Genomic DNA, 15,511 nt, shown 5'->3' with positions numbered 1-15,511 from the left:
CGTCACTTTTTCGCGGGAGGAAGCGGCGCCGCTTGATCCCGCCCGCCACCACCGTAGGTTGGGCGCATGACACAGCTGTCCCCCTTCCGGGCCTTCTGGCCCCTGACCTTCGTTCTGGCCGCCGCTCTGCCGGCCGCGGCGCAGGACGTCACGAGCTTCACCCTCGACAACGGGCTGGACGTGGTGGTGATTGAGGATCACCGCGCGCCCGCCGTCACCCACATGATGTGGTACAAGGTCGGGTCGGCCGACGAACCGGTGGGCAAGAACGGCATCGCCCACTACCTCGAGCACCTGATGTTCAAGGGCACCGACATCCTGGAGCCGGGCGAGTTCTCGCGCGTGGTCTCGGCGAATGGCGGCAACGACAACGCCTTCACCTCCTATGACCAGACCGCCTATTTCCAGCATGTCGCCGCCAGCCGGCTCGGCCTGATGATGAAGATGGAAGCCAGCCGGATGACCGGGCTGAAACTGACCGAGGACGTGGTGAAGCCCGAGCTCGGGGTGATCATAGAGGAGCGCAACCAGCGCACCGACAGCAATCCCGGCGCCCTTTTCGGCGAACAGCGCCGCGCCGCCCAGTTCCTGCGCCATCCCTACGGCAACCCGATCATCGGCTGGCCCGGGGAAATGAGCACGCTGACGCTGGATGATGCGGTGTCGTTCTACCACGACCACTACGCGCCCAACAACGCGGTCCTGGTCGTTGCCGGGGATGTGACGCCCGGCGAGGTGCGCCAGCTTGCCGAGGAGAATTACGGTGCCATCCCGGCCAATCCGGAGATTGCGGAGCGCCAACGCGTGCAGGAGCCGCCGCAGCTGGCTGCGCGCCAGCTGACCTACGAGGATCCGCGCGTCGCCCAGCCCTATGTCGTGCGCACCTATCTCGCGCCCGAGCGCGATCCCGGTGACCAGAAGGAGGCCGCGGCGCTGGTGCTGCTGGCGGATCTGCTCGGCGACGATCCCAACAGCTCGGTGCTGGGACGGGCGCTGCAATTCGACCGCAAGGTGGCGATCTACACTGCCGCGTATTACGATGCGACCTCGCTGGACGACTCCACCTTCGGCCTGACCGTGGTGCCGAACCCGGACGTGACGCTGGCCGACGCCGAGGCTGCGCTCGACGCGGCGCTGGCCGATTTCCTCGCCGCGCCGATCGACGAAGGCAAGCTGGCGACGCTGAAGCGGCAGTACCGCGCCTCGGAAATCTACAAGCGCGACTCGGCCGATGCCGTGGCGCGGGAATACGGCCAGGCGCTGACCTCCGGCCTGACGGTCGAGGATGTCGCCGAATGGCCGCAGATCGTCCAGGACGTGACCGCCGCGGACATCAAGGCCGCTGCGGAGAAGGTCTTCGACCCGAAGGCCTCCGTGACCGGCTACCTGCGTCCGCCGTCCCAGCCAGAAGCCGCAAGCGAGGTGTCCCAATGATCCGCGCCGCCGTCACCGCCGCCGCCATCGCGCTGGCCTTTCCCGCCTTTGCCGAGGTCGACGTGCAGCAGCTCCGCAGCCCCGGCGGGATCGATGCCTGGCTGGTCGAGGAGCACTCCATCCCCTTCGTCGCGCTGGAGATCGCCTTCAAGGGCGGCACCGCGCTCGATCCGGCCGACAAGCAGGGCGCGACCAACTTGATGACCGGCCTTCTCGAGGAAGGTTCGGGCGGCTGGGACGCGCAGGGCTTTGCCAAGGCGCGCGACGACCTGGCCATGTCGGTCAATTTCGACAACTGGGACGACGGGGTCAGCGTCTCCACCCGCTTCCTGACCGACACGCTCGACCCGGCCGGCGACCTGCTGCGCACGGTGATCAACGACCCGTCCTTTTCCGGCGAGGCGATCGAGCGGGTGCGCGCCCAGGTGCTGGCCTCGATCCGCTCCGACGGGGAGGATCCGCAGTCCATCGCCGGCGAGTACATGGCGAAGGAACTCTATGGCGACCACCCCTATGCCCGTCCCGGCGACGGCACCGAGGAGACCGTGGCCGCGCTGACCCGCGAGGACATCGTCGCCGCCTGGAAGGGCGCGATGGCCAAGGACCGGGTCTATGTCTCGGCGGTGGGCGACATCACGCCGGAGCAGCTGGAGACCCTGCTGGACAAGGTGCTTGGCGGGCTGCCCGAGACCGGCGCGCCGCTGCCCGGCCCGACTGACCTGCAGTTCGGCGGCGGGGTGCATGTCATCGACTACCCGACGCCTCAGGCGGTGATCCGCTTCGTCCAGCCGGGCATCGCCCGCGACGATCCCGACTTCTTCGCGGCCTACGTGATGAACCAGGTTCTGGGCGCGGGCAGCTTCGAGTCGCGCCTGATGGACGAGATCCGCGAGAAGCGCGGCCTGACCTACGGCGTCGCGGCCTACCTGTCCTCGAAGGACCAGGCGGATCTGCTGGCCGGGGGCATGGCGACGGCGAACGCGACCGTCGGCGAGAGCATCGACCTGATCCGGCAGGAATGGGCGAAGATGAAGGAGAGCGGCGTCACCCAGGACGAGCTCGACCGCGCCAAGACCTACCTGACCGGCGCCTATCCGCTGCGCTTCGACGGCAACGGCACCATCGCCAACATCCTCGTGGGCATGCAGATGGACGGAATGAGCCCGGACTACATCGCCACCCGCAACGACAAGGTGGAGGCGGTGACGCTGGAGGACGTGAACCGCGTGGCCGCCGAGCTGCTCGACCCGGACAAGCTGAGCTTCGTCGTGGTCGGCCAGCCCAAGGAGGCGCTGAACTGAGACGGCACCCGGCCCGGGAACGTCCCGCGGCCGGGTGACGCAGGTCCTTCCATGGGGAGGCCGAAATTCAGGTTTCCGTATGGACACCGGATCCCGGGGGCTTATAGGTCGCAGGACGTTGGGGAATGACGTCATGCCGACCGCGCGCCAGAGGATCTGGGGCTGGTACGCCTTCGATTGGGCGAGCCAGCCGTACCACACCCTGATCCTCACCTTCATATTCGGGCCCTACTTCGTGAATGTCGTGGGCGACCCGGTCGAGGCCCAGACCCTCTGGGCCCATGCGCTGACCGTCACGGGCATCGCCACGGCTGTGCTTGCGCCGATCATCGGCGCGCTCGGCGACCAGTCGGGGCATCTCGTGCGCTGGGTGGGCTGGCTCTCGGCGGTCTATGTCGCCGCCTCGCTGGCGCTGTGGTTCGCGGTGCCGGGCTCCGAACATGTGCCGGCTCTGCTCTCCGCCTTCGGCGCCGGGCTCGTCGCCACCGAGCTGGCCATCGTCGTCACCAATGCCTTCCTGCCCACGCTCGCCACCCGCGAGGAGACCGGCAAGCTGTCGGGCATCGGCTATGCCATCGGCTATGCCGGCGGGCTGATCGCGCTGATCCTGATGCTGCTGTTCTTCGCCGAGGGCGCGGGCGGCAAGACGCTGCTGGGCATTCCGCCGATCTTCGGGCTCGACGCGGCGAAATTCGAGGGCACGCGCTTCGTCGGGCCGTTCTGTGCCGCCTGGTTCCTGATCTCGATGGTGCCGTTCTTCGCCTGGGTCCGCGACCCGGTGCGGGACGCGCCGGACCTGAGCTTCGCCGAGGCCGCGCGCCGCGCAGTGCACGACATCCGCCAGATGTGGCGGCGCGCGCTGAAGCGGAAGAGCCTCGTCGCCTTCCTGTTCTCCTCGATGTTCTACCGCGACGCGCTGGTCGGGCTCTACGGTTTCGGCGGGCTCTATGCCAAGGGCGTGCTCGGCTGGTCGGTCAAGCAGATCGGCATCTTCGGCATTCTCGGCGTGGCCATGGCGATGCTGGCCTGCTGGGCCGGCGGACTCGGCGAGCAGAAGCGCGGCGGCCCCAAGGTCGTGATCGGCTTCGCCATCGCCGTGCTGGTCCTGGTCAGCAGCACCCTGGTCGGGCTGACGCGTGACAGCCTGTTCGGCATGTCCCTGGCGCCGGGCTCGGCGCTGCCCGACGTGATCTTCTACATCTGCGGCGCGCTGATCGGCGCGGCGGGCGGCGTGCTGCAATCGGCCTCGCGCTCGATGATGGTCCGCCACGCCGATCCCGAGCATCCGACCGAGGCCTTCGGGCTCTACGCGCTGACCGGAAAGGCAACCGCGTTTCTCGCGCCTTTCCTGATCGGACAGGCGACGATGGCGACCGGCGACCAGAGAATGGGGGTGTCTCCCCTGATATTCCTTTTTCTTCTGGGCCTTTTTCTGCTAATTTGGGTCAAAAGGGACGGCGATATCTGAGCAGGAGGCCCGCCATGAAGAGCCCGAAGACCCGGCTTTGGCCGGTTGCGATTCTCATGTCCATGGCGCTGGGTGCCTGCGGCGGAAGCCCCTCGGGAAGCGGAAGCGCCTCTTCCGAGGACGAGGGCGTGTCGGTCACCATGCTGAGCGCGGCGGAGCTGTCCGGTCCGAAGGCCTGGGCGCTGTTCGGCGCCGAGCCCCGGCCGAGCGCCGGGACGGCCCAGTCCTGGGGCAGCTATGCCAAGGGCTGTGCGGGCGGGCTGGTCGAACTGCCGGAAACCGGCCCGACCTGGCAGGCGATGCGCCTGTCGCGCAACCGCAACTGGGGCCATCCGCAGACCGTGTCCTTCATCGAGGACCTCTCGGTCCAGGCCGCGCGCCAGCCGGGCTGGTCGGGGCTCTATGTCGGGGATATCGGCCAGCCGCGCGGCGGCCCGATGAAATCCGGCCATGCCAGCCATCAGATGGGCCTGGATGTCGATATCTGGATGTTGCCGCCGAAACGTCTGAACCTCAGCCGCTCCGAGCGGGAGGGGATCAGCTCGATCTCGGTCAAGAGCGCGGACCAGCGCCATGTCAGCGGCAACTGGACGCCGCAGCATGCCGCGATCCTGGAGGCGGCCGCGCGCGACCCGCGGGTCGACCGCATCTTCGTCACCGCCCCGGCCAAGATCGCCATGTGCCAGAACGCGACGCCGTCGGACACCGCCTGGCTGCAGAAGATCCGGCCCTACTGGAGCCATGACTACCATTTCCACGTGCGGCTGAAATGCCCGGCCGGTTCGCCCGGCTGCGTCACCCAGACGCCGACCGTGGCGCAGCTGTCGAATGGCGGCAACGGCTGCGACGACTCGCTGACCTGGTGGGTGACCGACGCGCTGGCGCCGCCGAAGCCTTCGGCCGAGCCGGCCAAGCCCGCGCCGCGGAAGCGCGGGGCCCGCGACTACGTGCTGGCGGAACTTCCGGCACAGTGCCGGGGCGTGCTTTCCGCTCCATGACATCGTTTCTCAAGGCCGCCCTCGCGGCGGCCGCGACGGCATTCGGGAGCGGTCCTGCCGCCACCGAGCCGCATCTCGAATCCATGGGATCCTTCGTCTGGAAGCACCCCGAGGCCACCGGGCTCTCGGGGATCGAGGTGTCCGATGACGGCGGCACCTTCATCACGATCTCCGACCGGGGCAGCCGCATCGACGGCCGCTTCCGCCGCGAAGACGGACGGATCGTGGCGGTGCAGGCGCGTCCGGCAACCCCGCTGCGGAAGCGCAACGGCAAGCCGGTTTCCGACGACGCCATGGATTCCGAGGGCCTCGCCTGCCGCGCGGTCGAACTGGGCGCCGCCTGCAGCGTGTCCTTCGAGGCGATCCACCGCGTGGTGTTCTTCTCCGGCCCCGACGCTGCGGCGAAGAACTGGCCGCGTCCGCAGGCGTTCCGCGACCTGCAGCGGAATTCCGGGCTGGAGGCGCTGGCTCTCGATCCGCAGGGGCGCCTGGTGGCGATCCCCGAGCGCTCGGGCGAGCTCGACCGGCCCTTCCCAGTCTACCGGCTGGAAAACGGCGCCTGGAGCGTGCCCTTCGCCCTGCGCCGCGATCCGCCCTACCTGCCGGTCGGCGCGGATTTCGGACCGGATGGCAAGCTCTACATCCTTGAGCGCCATTTCACCGGCTTCGCCTTCCAGAGCCGGGTGCGCCGGCTGAGCCTCGACGGCGACCGGGTGGCCAAGGAGGAGACGCTCTATTCCTCCTTCCCGTTCCAGCATGACAACCTGGAGGGCATCGCCGTCTGGCAGGAACCCTCGGGCGCGATCCGGCTGACGCTGATTTCGGACGACAACCAGAACGTCTTCCAGAAGACCGAAATCGCGGAGTTCCGCGTGGTCGAATGAGGCGGGCGGCGCTCCGCCTGCCGCCCGCGGCTCCGGCGGGCGGCTACCTCTTTGGAATCCGCCGGTTCCGGGCGGCGAAAGCTGTTTCAGATTTGCCCCGAAACGCTTTAGGAAGGGGGGCGAGAAGGGCAGGAACCGCCGCATGCTGCATGTGACCGACAAGATCGCGATCCAGGACTGGGAGATGACCGAGGTCTTCACCCGCTCCTCGGGTCCTGGCGGGCAGAACGTCAACAAGGTCTCGACCGCGGTGGAGCTGCGCTTCGAGGCGGCGCGCAGCCCGTCGCTGCCGCAGCCTGTGAAAGCGCGGCTGAAGCGGCTCGCCGGCCGGCGCTGGACGCTGGACGGGGCGGTGATCATCCGGGTGGAGGACACCCGCAGCCAGGCGCGCAACCGCGAGATCGCCAAGGAACGGCTTGCCGAGCTGATCGAGAAGGCCACGCATGTGCCGAAGCGGCGGATCCCGACCAAGCCCACAAAGGGCAGCCAGCGGCGGCGGATGGATGCCAAGACGGCGCGCGGCCAGGTGAAGAGCCTTCGGGGAAAGGTGGCCGACGATGACTGAAACCCTGGCGGAGCGTCGCGCGCGGCTGATGGGGCCGAACGTGCCCACCTTCTACGACGACCCCGTCCACATCGTCCGCGGCGAAGGCGTCTGGCTCTGGGACAATCACGGCCGCCGGTATCTCGACTGCTACAACAACGTTCCCCATGTCGGGCACTGCCATCCGAAGGTGGTGGAGGCGGTCTGCAGGCAGTCGGCGCGGCTGAACACCCATACCCGGTATCACCACACGCTGATCCTCGACTATATAGAGCGGCTGACCGCCACGATGGGCCACGGTCTCAGCCAGATGATCCTGACCTGCACCGGGTCCGAGGCGAATGACGTCGCGCTGCGCATGGCGCAGGCGGTGACCGGCAAGCGGGGCATCATCGCCACCGACAACACCTATCACGGCAACACGCTGGCCACGTCGCAGCTTTCGACCCGCCGCCCGCCGATCGGCGGCTATCCCGGCCATGTCCGGCTGGTCCCCGCGCCGTCCTCGACCGATCCGCTGGGCGGCTCCGCCGAGGCGCAGCCGCAGGCCTTCGCCGACGGGATCGCCCGGGCCATCGCCGAGCTGGAGGCCGAGGGCTCCGGCTTCTCCGGCATGATGCTCTGCCCGGCCTTCGCCAACGAGGGGCTGCCCGCGCTGGCTTCCGGCTTCTTCGACCCGGCGGCGGAGGTGATACGCAGGGCCGGCGGGGTGATCCTGTGCGACGAGGTGCAGCCGGGCTTCGGCCGACTCGGCAGCCATTTCTGGGGCCATGACCGGATGGGCTTCGCCCCCGACGTCGTCACGCTGGGCAAGCCTATGGGCAACGGCTACCCGCTGGCGGGGGTCGCGGCGCGGCCGGACGTGATGGCGGCATTCCGCGGCGCCTTCGGCTATTTCAACACCTTCGGCGGCAACCCGGTCGCCTGCGCGGCCGGGATGGCGGTGCTGGACGTGATCGAGGAGGAGGGCCTGATGGCCAATGCGGCGGCGGCCGGGGCGCATGCGCTGGACCGGCTGGAGGAAATTTCCCACCCGCTGATCGCAGAAGCGCGCGGTACCGGGCTGTTCTTCGGGCTGGAGCTGGTGCTGCCGGACGGCGCGCCGGCGACGCGGTTCGCCGCGGCGGTGGCCGAGCAGATGCGGCACCGCGGGGTCCTGCTGAACCGGATCGGGCGGGAGATGAACATCCTGAAGATGCGTCCGCCCATGCCCTTCACGGCCGAGCATGCCGACATCGCGGCCAACGTTCTCGGCGAGGTCCTGGCGGAGCTGCCCCATGACGGATGACCTGACCGCGCAGGCTCTGGCGGCGGCGCAGGCCTGGGGCGGGCTCGACGGCATGCCCGAGCTGATCCAGGCCCGCGAAAACGTGGTGTTCCGCGCCCGGCTGGCTGCCGGCCAGGAGGTCGCGCTGCGCCTGCACCGCGCCGGCTACAACAGCGCGGCGGCCATCGCCTCGGAGCTCCTGCTCTGCGAGCGGCTGGCCGATACCGGTTTTGCCTGCCCCTGGCCCTGGCGGACGGACGCGGGCGGTTTCGTCCAGCCCTTGTCCGGCGGCGGATGCGCCAGCGTGGTGCAATGGGTGGCGGGCGTGCCGCTTGCGGCAGTGCCGGAGGAGGACATGCCGGCCCGCGACCGCTGGCAGGCGGTGGGCGAGCTTCTGGCGGATTTCCACCTGACCGCGGATGCGGTGGGCCCCGAGCTGGCGGAACGGCCGGACTGGAGCCTGGAGGCGCTGACCGGCACCGGCATCTGGGGCGATCCGCTGGCGGACCCGGAGCTGTCCGCGGCGGAGCGCGCCTGCCTCGCCGCGGCGCGCAGCGCGGCGGCGGAGCGGCTGGCCCTGCTGGACGGCGGCGATCTGGGCGTGATCCACGGCGATCCGCTGGCCGACAACATGCTGCTGGCCGAGACCGGGCTGGTGCTGATCGACTTCGACGATTGCGGCCCCGGGTTCCGGGTCTACGACTTGGCCACGGCACTGATCGGGCTGGCCGGGCAGGACGGCTACGATGCGGCCGCGGAGGCGCTGCTTGACGGCTACCGCGCGGGCGGCGGCCCGGCCTCGGACGCCGCGCTGGCCCAGCTGCCGCTCTTCGTCATGCTGCGGGCGCAGGCCTCTGCCGCCTGGGCGCGGAGCCGGTGTCCGGCCGGCGATCCGCGCCGCGCCGGCTACCGTGCCCGGGCGCTGATGCTCAGCTCGAGCTCTGGGTGAGATCGACCAGCGCCTTGACCTTCATTCTCTCGCCGCCGCCGGTAAGGAACACGGTGTCCTGCATGGCGCGCACATAGGTGTCGCAGCGCGCGCCGCCCTTGTCGAATTTCACGCAGATCATGCCGTAGGGCCGGATCGTGTAGCGCCCGGTCACGCCGGGATCGGCATCCGAGGTCTGGAACAGGTAGGTGCCGTCGCGCCGGTAGGTCGCCTGCGTCCCGTCCGGATACATCACCTTGTGGTTGACGATCCTCAGCTTGAGGCCGTCCTCGGTATAGTAGGAATCCCAGGATTTCATCCCAGGGAAGAACGGATCTCCTGCCTGCGCCGCTGACAGGCCGGCGATGGTTGCCAGTGCTGCGAACAATGCCTTGATCATGATATTACCCCTCTGACGGAGCCCCCGGCCGCGGCTTCTACCCGAGAAACCTTGGCCAATCGCAAAGGGAAACCCTCGCATTTTCGCCGAATTTTAGCTATTGCGGGCGGCATGCGGCTGGACGGCGCAGCCGCGCGGAGCCGCATCCGGGGCGGACGCCCTTTGCGGTCAGGCAACCATCGCGGCGGCGCGCTTGAGATCGACCGAGACCAGCTGCGACACGCCCTGTTCCTGCATGGTCACGCCGAACAGCCGGTCCATCCGCGCCATGGTCACCGCGTGATGGGTGATGACGAGGAACCGCGTCTGCGTGCGCCGGGTCATCTCGTCCATCATGTCGCAGAACCGGGTGACGTTGGCGTCGTCGAGCGGTGCATCGACCTCGTCGAGCACGCAGATCGGTGCCGGATTGGCCAGGAAGACCGCGAAGATCAGCGCCAGCGCGGTCAGTGTCTGCTCGCCCCCCGACAGGAGCGACAGGGTCGACAGCTTCTTCCCCGGCGGCTGGCACATGATTTCCAGCCCGGCCTCCAGAGGATCGTCGCTTTCGACCAGCACCAAGTTGGCCTCGCCACCGCGGAACAGGTGGGTGAAAAGCGTGCGGAAGTTGGAATTGACCTCCTCGAAGGCGGTCAGCAGCCGTTCGCGCCCCTCGCGGTTGAGGCTCTGGATGCCCGAGCGCAGCTTGGAGATCGCCGCTTCCAGGTCGATCTTCTCGCGCTTGAGCGTGTCATGCTCCTCCTGCACCGCGCGGGCATCTTCCTCGGCGCGCAGGTTCACCGCGCCGAGCGCATCGCGCGACCGGCGCAGGCGGATGACCGTCGCCTCGACCTGCTCGGCATCGGGCAGCTGAGCCGGGTCGATGTCGAGCTCTTCCAGCAGCTTCTCGGGCGTCAGCTCCAGCGCCTCGTCGATCCGCGCGGCGGCCTCGGCCAGGCTTTCCCCGGCGGAGGCGACCACAGCTTCGGCACGGGCACGGGTCTCGCGCGCCTCGGATGCGGCGCGCTCGGCGCCGCGCTCCGCCTCGGCGGCTGCACGCAGCGCCGTCTCGGCGGCGGCGACCGCGTCGCTGGCCTTCGCCTTGCGCGCCTCGGCAGCCTGCAGCGCTTCGGCGATGCGCTCGCGCTCCTCTTCCAGCGCGGCCGGCACGTCCATCGCCTCTTCCAGCTTCTCGGCCGTCTCGGCGCGGCGGCGTTCCAGGTCGCCCCGGCGCGAGGCGGCGGAGGCGACGCGGGCCTCCCAGTCGGACCGTTCGCGGGCCACCTGATCGGCGCGCTTGCGGCGGGCCTCGCCGTCGCGGCGGATCTCGTCATGAGCGGTGCGGCGGGCAAGCATGGCCAGCCGCGCGGCCTCGACCACGGTCTTCTGCGCCTCGGCGCGGGCGCGGGCGGCGTCGAGATCTTCCAGCGAGTCCAGCTGTTCCTCGGCGCGGACCAGCTCCGCCTCGGCGGCGGCGGCGGCCTCGCGGTGGCGGCTGGCGGCCAGTCCCAGCGCCTCGACCTTGGAGCCGGCCAGATTGCGGTCGGCCTCGGCACGGGTCAGCGCGCGGGTCGCCTCGCTGAGCTGCGCTTCGGCGCGCTTGCGGGCCTCGCGGGCCTCTGCCTCGCGGGCGGTTGCGGCGCGCAGCCCCTCGCGGGTTGCCTCGTGCCCGGCCCCGGCCTCCTCGGCGCGGGCCTCGGCCTCTTCCAGATCCTCCGACAGCGCAGCCAGCCGGTTCTGCTGCTCCAGCCGCAGCGCGGCGGCAGAGGGCGCATCGGCGGCGGCGGCCACCAGCCCGTCCCAGCGCCAGAGATCTCCCTCGCGCGACACCAGCCGCTGGCCGGGCAGCAGCGCGGGCTGCAGCTTCGCGCCATCGGCGGCCTCGACCACGCCGACCTGCGCGAGCCGGCGGGCCAGCAGATCGCAGCCCGAGACATGGGCCGCCAGCGGCGCGGCGCCGCCGGGCAGGGGCTGCGGGCTGTCGTAATCGTCGAGCGCTGCCCAGCCGGAGGCGCGTCCGCCGCCCAGCCGCGGCGCCTTCAGGTCGTCGGCGAGCGCGGCGCCGAGCGCGCGTTCGTAGCCCGGCGCGGCCGACAGCTCGTCGAGTATCTGCCCGCCCTTGCCGCTGTCGCGCGCCACGAGACGCTCCAGCCCGCTCACTTCGGCGCGCAGCGCCTTGGCCTCGCCGACCGCTTCGGAGGACGCGCCGCGCGCGGCGGCCTCGGCGCCCTGCGCCTCGCTGCGCTGTTCCTCGGCGGCCTGGGCGTCCTCTTCGGCCAGCGCCAGTGCCTCCTGCGCCAGATCGGCGGCTTCTGCGGCAGCTTCGCAGGCTTCCGCCCCGGCTTCGGCGCGGGCGCGGGCCTCTTCCACGGCGGATTCGGCGCGGGCGGCCTCGGCGGTTTCGCGCTCCAGCACCTTTCGGCTGTCGGAGACCAGCCGCGCCACCGCCTGATGGCGCGCGGCCAGCGTCGCCACTGCCTCGTTCAGCGTCTGCATCGCCTCTTCGCGCTCGGCCAGTGCCTCGGCGGCGCCCTCGGCCTGCTCGGCGGCGAGTTCCAGCTTCTCGTCATGGCCCTCGGCGGCCTCGTCCAGCGCCTCGGCCTCTCCGGCCAGCCGCGCCTGCATCGCCTCGGCATCTTCGGAGAGCCCGGCCTCGCGCTCGGCCTCGCTGGCGTAATCGGCCAGGCGGGCATCCAGCCGCGCGATCTCGGCCTCGGCGGCGCGGCGGCGCTCGGCCAGGGAATCCCGCTCGACCAGCGCGCGCTGCAGCACGGCGGCGGCGATCGCCTCTTCCTCGCGCAGGGCCGGCAGCATCTCTTCGGCCTCGCTGCGGGCGGCCTCGGCGGCGCGTGCCTGGGCCTCGGCGCGGGACGCGGTGGTCACCCGGTCGGTCAGCGCCTGGCGCGCGGCCATCAGCGCGCGGTCGGCATCCTGCCAGCGGCGGAACAGCAGCAGCCCCTCGGCCGCGCGCAGCTGTTCGCCGATCTCGCGGTAGCGCGCTGCCTGCTTGGCCTGGCGGTTGAGCTGGCCCAACTGCGAGGCGAGCTGGTCGATCACGTCATCGACGCGCTCCAGGTTCGCTTCGGTCGATTTCAGCTTCAGCTCTGCCTCGTGGCGCCGCTGGTAGAGGCCGGAAATCCCGGCGGCTTCCTCAAGCACCCGGCGGCGGTTCTTCGGCTTGGCGTTGATCAGCTCGCTGATCTGGCCCTGCCGCACCAGCGCGGGCGAGGTCGCCCCGGTCGAGGCATCGGCAAACAGCATCTGCACGTCGCGGGCGCGGACTTCCTTGCCGTTGGCCTTGTAGGCCGAGCCGGCGTCGCGGGTGATCCGGCGGACAACCTCCACCAGGTCGCGGTCGTTCAGCGAGGGCGGCGCCAGCCGGTCCGAGTTGTCGATATGCAGCGTGACTTCGGCGAAGTTGCGGGCATTCCGCGTGGCTGCGCCGGCGAAGATCACGTCCTCCATGCCGCCGCCGCGCACCGCCGAGGGCCGGGTCTCGCCCATCACCCAGCGCAGCGCTTCCAGCAGGTTGGACTTGCCGCAGCCATTGGGACCGACCACGCCGGTCAGGCCGGGCGCGATCACCAGATCCGTCGGATCCACGAAGCTCTTGAACCCGTTGAGTCGGAGTCGCGTGAACTGCACCCTGGTCCCTTTCCAAGATTCCGTCCCGAAATGATCGGGACTTCGCCCCCGCAAGTCAACGGTTCTGCGAATATGTTGGCTGTCCGGAAGGATCTCTTACCAGATATGGCGCTGAAGTCGACATCTTGACAGGGATTTCGACCTTGGTCGGGCATGTTTTCAATCTGCCTTGATTTTGTGCAAATTTGGATCTAGCCCTGTGCGGCAAGGAAGCCCGGGCGCGGAACGGAGGAGGCGCGCCGCGGGGCATGTATCGAGGTTGATGGATATGACTGCGACCGAAACGACTTCTCCGTCCGCGCCGCGCGGCGTGGAAATGGCCCATGGCCCGGCAACCACCGGGCTGGCGATCCGCGTGGACTCCCCGCTATCGGCCGACGGCCTAGCGCTGGTGCACGAAAGCCAGGCGGCGCTTCTCGAGCATTCGGCGGAGGACGAAATCTTCTCGCTCGATCCCGAGGAACTGGCGGCGCCGAATATCGCCTTCTTCGTGGCGCGGCTGAACGGCATGGCGGCGGGCTGCGTCGCGCTGGTCGACATGGGCAGCTACGGCGAGATCAAGCGGCTCTTCGTGCGGCCCGGCGCGCGCGGCCACGGCATAGCCGAGGCGCTGATGGCGGAACTGGAATCCTACGCCGCCGATATCGGGCTGGGCGAGGTCCGGCTGGAAAGCAGCACCGACCTGAAGGCGGCGGAGCGGTTCTACCGCCGGTCCGGCTATGCCGACTGCCAGCCCTTCGGCGGCTATCCGGTGCTGTCGCACAGCCTGTTCATGTCGCGCCGCTTCGGCGCGGCGGCCTGACCGGGCCGCCCCGGCGCGCTATCGCGGGCGCGCCGCGACCCGCGGACGGTGGGTCAGAACCGGCTGGATGGTCTGCGGCGGCGTGCCGGGACAGTCGAGATAGGCCTCGGCCAGCGACCAGTCGCCGTAGAGCGTGCCGGGCAGCACCGCGCAGCCCGAGGCTGCCTCGATCGCCTGCAGTGCCCGGTAGAGCATGACCATGCGTTCCGGCCGGGTTTCCGTGGAAATGCGCGTCGCCTCGGCGCGGGTGCCGGTGTAGCTGACCAGGAAGACCGAGCCGCCGACCTCCACCCTCGCGGACTTGCCGCCATGCAGCGGCAGCGAATGCGGCGAACAGGCCGCAAGGCCCAGAAGTGCCAGTCCCGCCAGTCCCGCCCGTGCCATGATGGATGTTGCTCCGTCCCGTTGGACGGATTTCGCCGGAAACTGGTTAACAACCCGTTCCCGGCGATGGCGGCCCGGGCGTGTCCCCGGGCCGCCCGCGTCAGCTGCGCTTCTTCAGCTCTGCCGTCAGCTTGGGGATGCTGCCGCCCTGCTGGTCGAGCAGGGAGGTGATCTCGGTGCGCTCCGTGGTCAGCAGGTTGACGCCCTCGAGGATGACGTTGAACACCTTGCCGGAACGGTCCGAGACGTGGAAGTCGACGGCCACCGCGGCCTGGCCCTTGGGCTTGGCCTTGGCCGAGACGATCACCGCGCGCTTGTCGGTGCGGGAGCCCTGGACCTGGATGTCGCCGCCGATGAACTCGCGGAAGCGGGCGCCGTATTTCTTCGACAGGTAGGTGCGGAAGGCGGCCGTGTAGCCCGACATCTCGCTCGACGAGGCAGTGCGTGCCGCCGGACCGAGCGCGAAGCGCGCGATGACGTCCATGTCGGCATACTTGTTCATCAGCTGCTCGAACGCCTGGTACATCTGGGCGTCGGACTTGCCCGAGTTGATGGTCTTCTCGATATCCGCAGCCATGCCCTGCACGAAGGCGACGGCCTGGTCCTGGGTCAGGGACAGTGCCGGGAGGGCGGCCATTGCAGCCGTTCCGGCCAGGCCTGCCAGGACCGCGCGGCGGGAAAGATCATTCACCGTAAAGCTCCTCGTAGGGGTCGATTACGCCCCCATCCTCTGCGCCCCCGTCCGGGGACATTCCTAGTTCGAACCGCCGGGCGTCGAGATAGACGACCCGCGAGGTGGCATAGCTGTCGGCGCTGTTGTCCAGCACGTCGTTCAGCGTTTCCCGGTATGTATATCGGTAATTCGTATATTCACCCACCGTCGAGCCCGGCGCGTAGTAACTTTCCGGTGGGCCGAGCACGTATCCGAGCGGATTCGTGACCAGATCCACGATGTCGCCGGCAAGATCCCGCTGGGTCGAGGGGCCGAAGAACGGCACCGACAGGTACGCGCCCTCGCCGACGCCCCAGACATGCAGCGTCTGGCCGAAATCGGCGTCGCGCTCCTCGATGCCCAGAGAGGTCGCAGGATCGAGAATGCCAAGCAGCCCGAAGGTCGCGTTGGTCGCGAAGCGGAAGCTGTTGTGCAGCGCGTCCTCGACCTTGCCCTGCAGCACGTCGTTGACGATGCGCCGCGGCAGGTCGGTGAATTCCGAGAAATTGTCGACCCCGCGGCGCACCGGCTGCGGCAGGACCGTGCCATAGGCCGTCGAAACCGGCCTGTAGATGGCGCGGTCCACGGCCTTGTTGAACTCGTGGACGCGGCGGTTGGTCTGCTCGTAGGGGTCGTTGAACTCCCCCGGGCCGGCCGGCTGGCCGGTCGTGCAGCCTGCAATTCCCAGTGCCGCGAGGGCGGTGACCGGAAGCATACTCGTAAATTTCCGCGCAATCGAAGGCCGGATGGCTCCATCGTGGCTGG

Annotated in this window: 14 protein-coding genes; 9 read left to right on the top strand and 5 right to left on the bottom strand. The window is 69.6% G+C overall.

The features are described from left to right. Positions 1 to 66 precede the first annotated feature (66 nt). The 8 genes from HCC78_RS02190 (at position 67) to HCC78_RS02155 (ending at position 8,845) form a co-directional block, all read left to right on the top strand. Positions 67 to 1,434, top strand: coding sequence for a pitrilysin family protein (locus HCC78_RS02190; protein ID WP_172327087.1), 1,368 nt, complete (start codon positions 67 to 69; stop codon positions 1,432 to 1,434). Next, positions 1,431 to 2,735 carry a pitrilysin family protein gene (locus HCC78_RS02185; RefSeq protein WP_172327086.1) on the top strand — a complete coding sequence of 435 codons (1,305 nt, stop codon included), beginning with the start codon at positions 1,431 to 1,433 and terminating at the stop codon, positions 2,733 to 2,735. The genes HCC78_RS02190 and HCC78_RS02185 overlap by 4 nt, the downstream gene beginning before the upstream one ends. A gap of 133 nt (positions 2,736 to 2,868) precedes the next feature. Continuing rightward, complete coding sequence (locus HCC78_RS02180; RefSeq protein ID WP_172327085.1) at positions 2,869 to 4,203, top strand: MFS transporter; 1,335 nt, start codon at positions 2,869 to 2,871, stop codon at positions 4,201 to 4,203. Positions 4,204 to 4,217: 14 nt separating this feature from the next. Further along, positions 4,218 to 5,201 carry a penicillin-insensitive murein endopeptidase gene (gene mepA / locus HCC78_RS02175; RefSeq protein WP_371743762.1) on the top strand — a complete coding sequence of 328 codons (984 nt, stop codon included), beginning with the start codon at positions 4,218 to 4,220 and terminating at the stop codon, positions 5,199 to 5,201. Continuing rightward, on the top strand, positions 5,198 to 6,085 hold the full coding sequence (locus HCC78_RS02170; protein WP_172327084.1) for an esterase-like activity of phytase family protein: 888 nt from the start codon (positions 5,198 to 5,200) through the stop codon (positions 6,083 to 6,085). Before mepA ends, HCC78_RS02170 begins: the two co-directional genes overlap by 4 nt. A 142-nt stretch (positions 6,086 to 6,227) precedes the next feature. Beyond that, positions 6,228 to 6,650 carry an alternative ribosome rescue aminoacyl-tRNA hydrolase ArfB gene (gene arfB, locus HCC78_RS02165; protein WP_172327083.1) on the top strand — a complete coding sequence of 141 codons (423 nt, stop codon included), beginning with the start codon at positions 6,228 to 6,230 and terminating at the stop codon, positions 6,648 to 6,650. Continuing rightward, entirely contained in the window at positions 6,643 to 7,917 is a 1,275-nt protein-coding gene (locus HCC78_RS02160; RefSeq protein ID WP_172327082.1) for an aspartate aminotransferase family protein, read from the top strand. The genes arfB and HCC78_RS02160 overlap by 8 nt, the downstream gene beginning before the upstream one ends. Then, complete coding sequence (locus HCC78_RS02155) at positions 7,907 to 8,845, top strand: phosphotransferase enzyme family protein (RefSeq protein ID WP_172327081.1); 939 nt, start codon at positions 7,907 to 7,909, stop codon at positions 8,843 to 8,845. The genes HCC78_RS02160 and HCC78_RS02155 overlap by 11 nt, the downstream gene beginning before the upstream one ends. Here the strand turns inward: HCC78_RS02155 and HCC78_RS02150 are convergent. Together HCC78_RS02150 and HCC78_RS02145 are read right to left on the bottom strand one after the other, a co-directional pair. Further along, positions 8,826 to 9,224 (bottom strand): hypothetical protein, encoded by a 399-nt coding sequence (locus HCC78_RS02150; RefSeq protein WP_172327080.1) that lies wholly within the window; start codon positions 9,222 to 9,224, stop codon positions 8,826 to 8,828. The two genes, HCC78_RS02155 and HCC78_RS02150, sit on opposite strands and share 20 nt — an antisense overlap. 168 nt (positions 9,225 to 9,392) lie before the next feature. Beyond that, positions 9,393 to 12,848, bottom strand: a complete 3,456-nt coding sequence (locus tag HCC78_RS02145) for an AAA family ATPase (RefSeq protein ID WP_172327079.1) — start codon at positions 12,846 to 12,848, stop codon at positions 9,393 to 9,395. A gap of 268 nt (positions 12,849 to 13,116) precedes the next feature. On the opposite strand from HCC78_RS02145, the gene HCC78_RS02140 reads away from it, so the two are divergent. Further along, positions 13,117 to 13,650 (top strand): GNAT family N-acetyltransferase, encoded by a 534-nt coding sequence (locus HCC78_RS02140; protein WP_172327078.1) that lies wholly within the window; start codon positions 13,117 to 13,119, stop codon positions 13,648 to 13,650. Between the two features lie 18 nt (positions 13,651 to 13,668). Here HCC78_RS02140 and HCC78_RS02135 read toward each other — a convergent pair whose 3' ends face one another. The 3 genes from HCC78_RS02135 to HCC78_RS02125 form a co-directional block, all read right to left on the bottom strand. Next, on the bottom strand, positions 13,669 to 14,034 hold the full coding sequence (locus tag HCC78_RS02135; protein WP_172327077.1) for a hypothetical protein: 366 nt from the start codon (positions 14,032 to 14,034) through the stop codon (positions 13,669 to 13,671). A 100-nt stretch (positions 14,035 to 14,134) separates the two neighbouring features. After that, positions 14,135 to 14,725 carry a phospholipid-binding protein MlaC gene (locus HCC78_RS02130; RefSeq protein ID WP_371743761.1) on the bottom strand — a complete coding sequence of 197 codons (591 nt, stop codon included), beginning with the start codon at positions 14,723 to 14,725 and terminating at the stop codon, positions 14,135 to 14,137. Beyond that, the gene (locus HCC78_RS02125; protein ID WP_172327076.1) at positions 14,718 to 15,461 is read right to left on the bottom strand and encodes a VacJ family lipoprotein; all 744 of its coding nucleotides are present in this window, start codon (positions 15,459 to 15,461) and stop codon (positions 14,718 to 14,720) included. Before HCC78_RS02125 ends, HCC78_RS02130 begins: the two co-directional genes overlap by 8 nt. Between the last annotated feature and the right edge of the window lie 50 nt (positions 15,462 to 15,511).

It is taken from the genome of Mangrovicoccus sp. HB161399, from assembly GCF_013184745.1.
Taxonomy (GTDB): domain Bacteria; phylum Pseudomonadota; class Alphaproteobacteria; order Rhodobacterales; family Rhodobacteraceae; genus Mangrovicoccus.
Note: the sequence above shows the minus strand (reverse complement) of the source record. Positions and strands in the feature narration are given on the sequence as shown.

Bases quoted from the DNA above. Each gene is read 5' to 3' on its own strand.
- mepA (WP_371743762.1), top strand. From the start codon at position 4,218: ATGAAGAGCCCGAAGACCCGGCTTTGGCCGGTTGCGATTCTCATGTCC.
- HCC78_RS02140 (WP_172327078.1), top strand. From the start codon at position 13,117: ATGACTGCGACCGAAACGACTTCTCCGTCCGCGCCGCGCGGCGTGGAA.
- arfB (WP_172327083.1), top strand. From the start codon at position 6,228: ATGCTGCATGTGACCGACAAGATCGCGATCCAGGACTGGGAGATGACC.
- HCC78_RS02155 (WP_172327081.1), top strand. From the start codon at position 7,907: ATGACGGATGACCTGACCGCGCAGGCTCTGGCGGCGGCGCAGGCCTGG.
- HCC78_RS02160 (WP_172327082.1), top strand. From the start codon at position 6,643: ATGACTGAAACCCTGGCGGAGCGTCGCGCGCGGCTGATGGGGCCGAAC.
- HCC78_RS02150 (WP_172327080.1), bottom strand. From the start codon at position 9,224: ATGATCAAGGCATTGTTCGCAGCACTGGCAACCATCGCCGGCCTGTCA.
- HCC78_RS02180 (WP_172327085.1), top strand. From the start codon at position 2,869: ATGCCGACCGCGCGCCAGAGGATCTGGGGCTGGTACGCCTTCGATTGG.
- HCC78_RS02170 (WP_172327084.1), top strand. From the start codon at position 5,198: ATGACATCGTTTCTCAAGGCCGCCCTCGCGGCGGCCGCGACGGCATTC.
- HCC78_RS02185 (WP_172327086.1), top strand. From the start codon at position 1,431: ATGATCCGCGCCGCCGTCACCGCCGCCGCCATCGCGCTGGCCTTTCCC.
- HCC78_RS02190 (WP_172327087.1), top strand. From the start codon at position 67: ATGACACAGCTGTCCCCCTTCCGGGCCTTCTGGCCCCTGACCTTCGTT.
- HCC78_RS02125 (WP_172327076.1), bottom strand. From the start codon at position 15,461: ATGCTTCCGGTCACCGCCCTCGCGGCACTGGGAATTGCAGGCTGCACG.
- HCC78_RS02135 (WP_172327077.1), bottom strand. From the start codon at position 14,034: ATGGCACGGGCGGGACTGGCGGGACTGGCACTTCTGGGCCTTGCGGCC.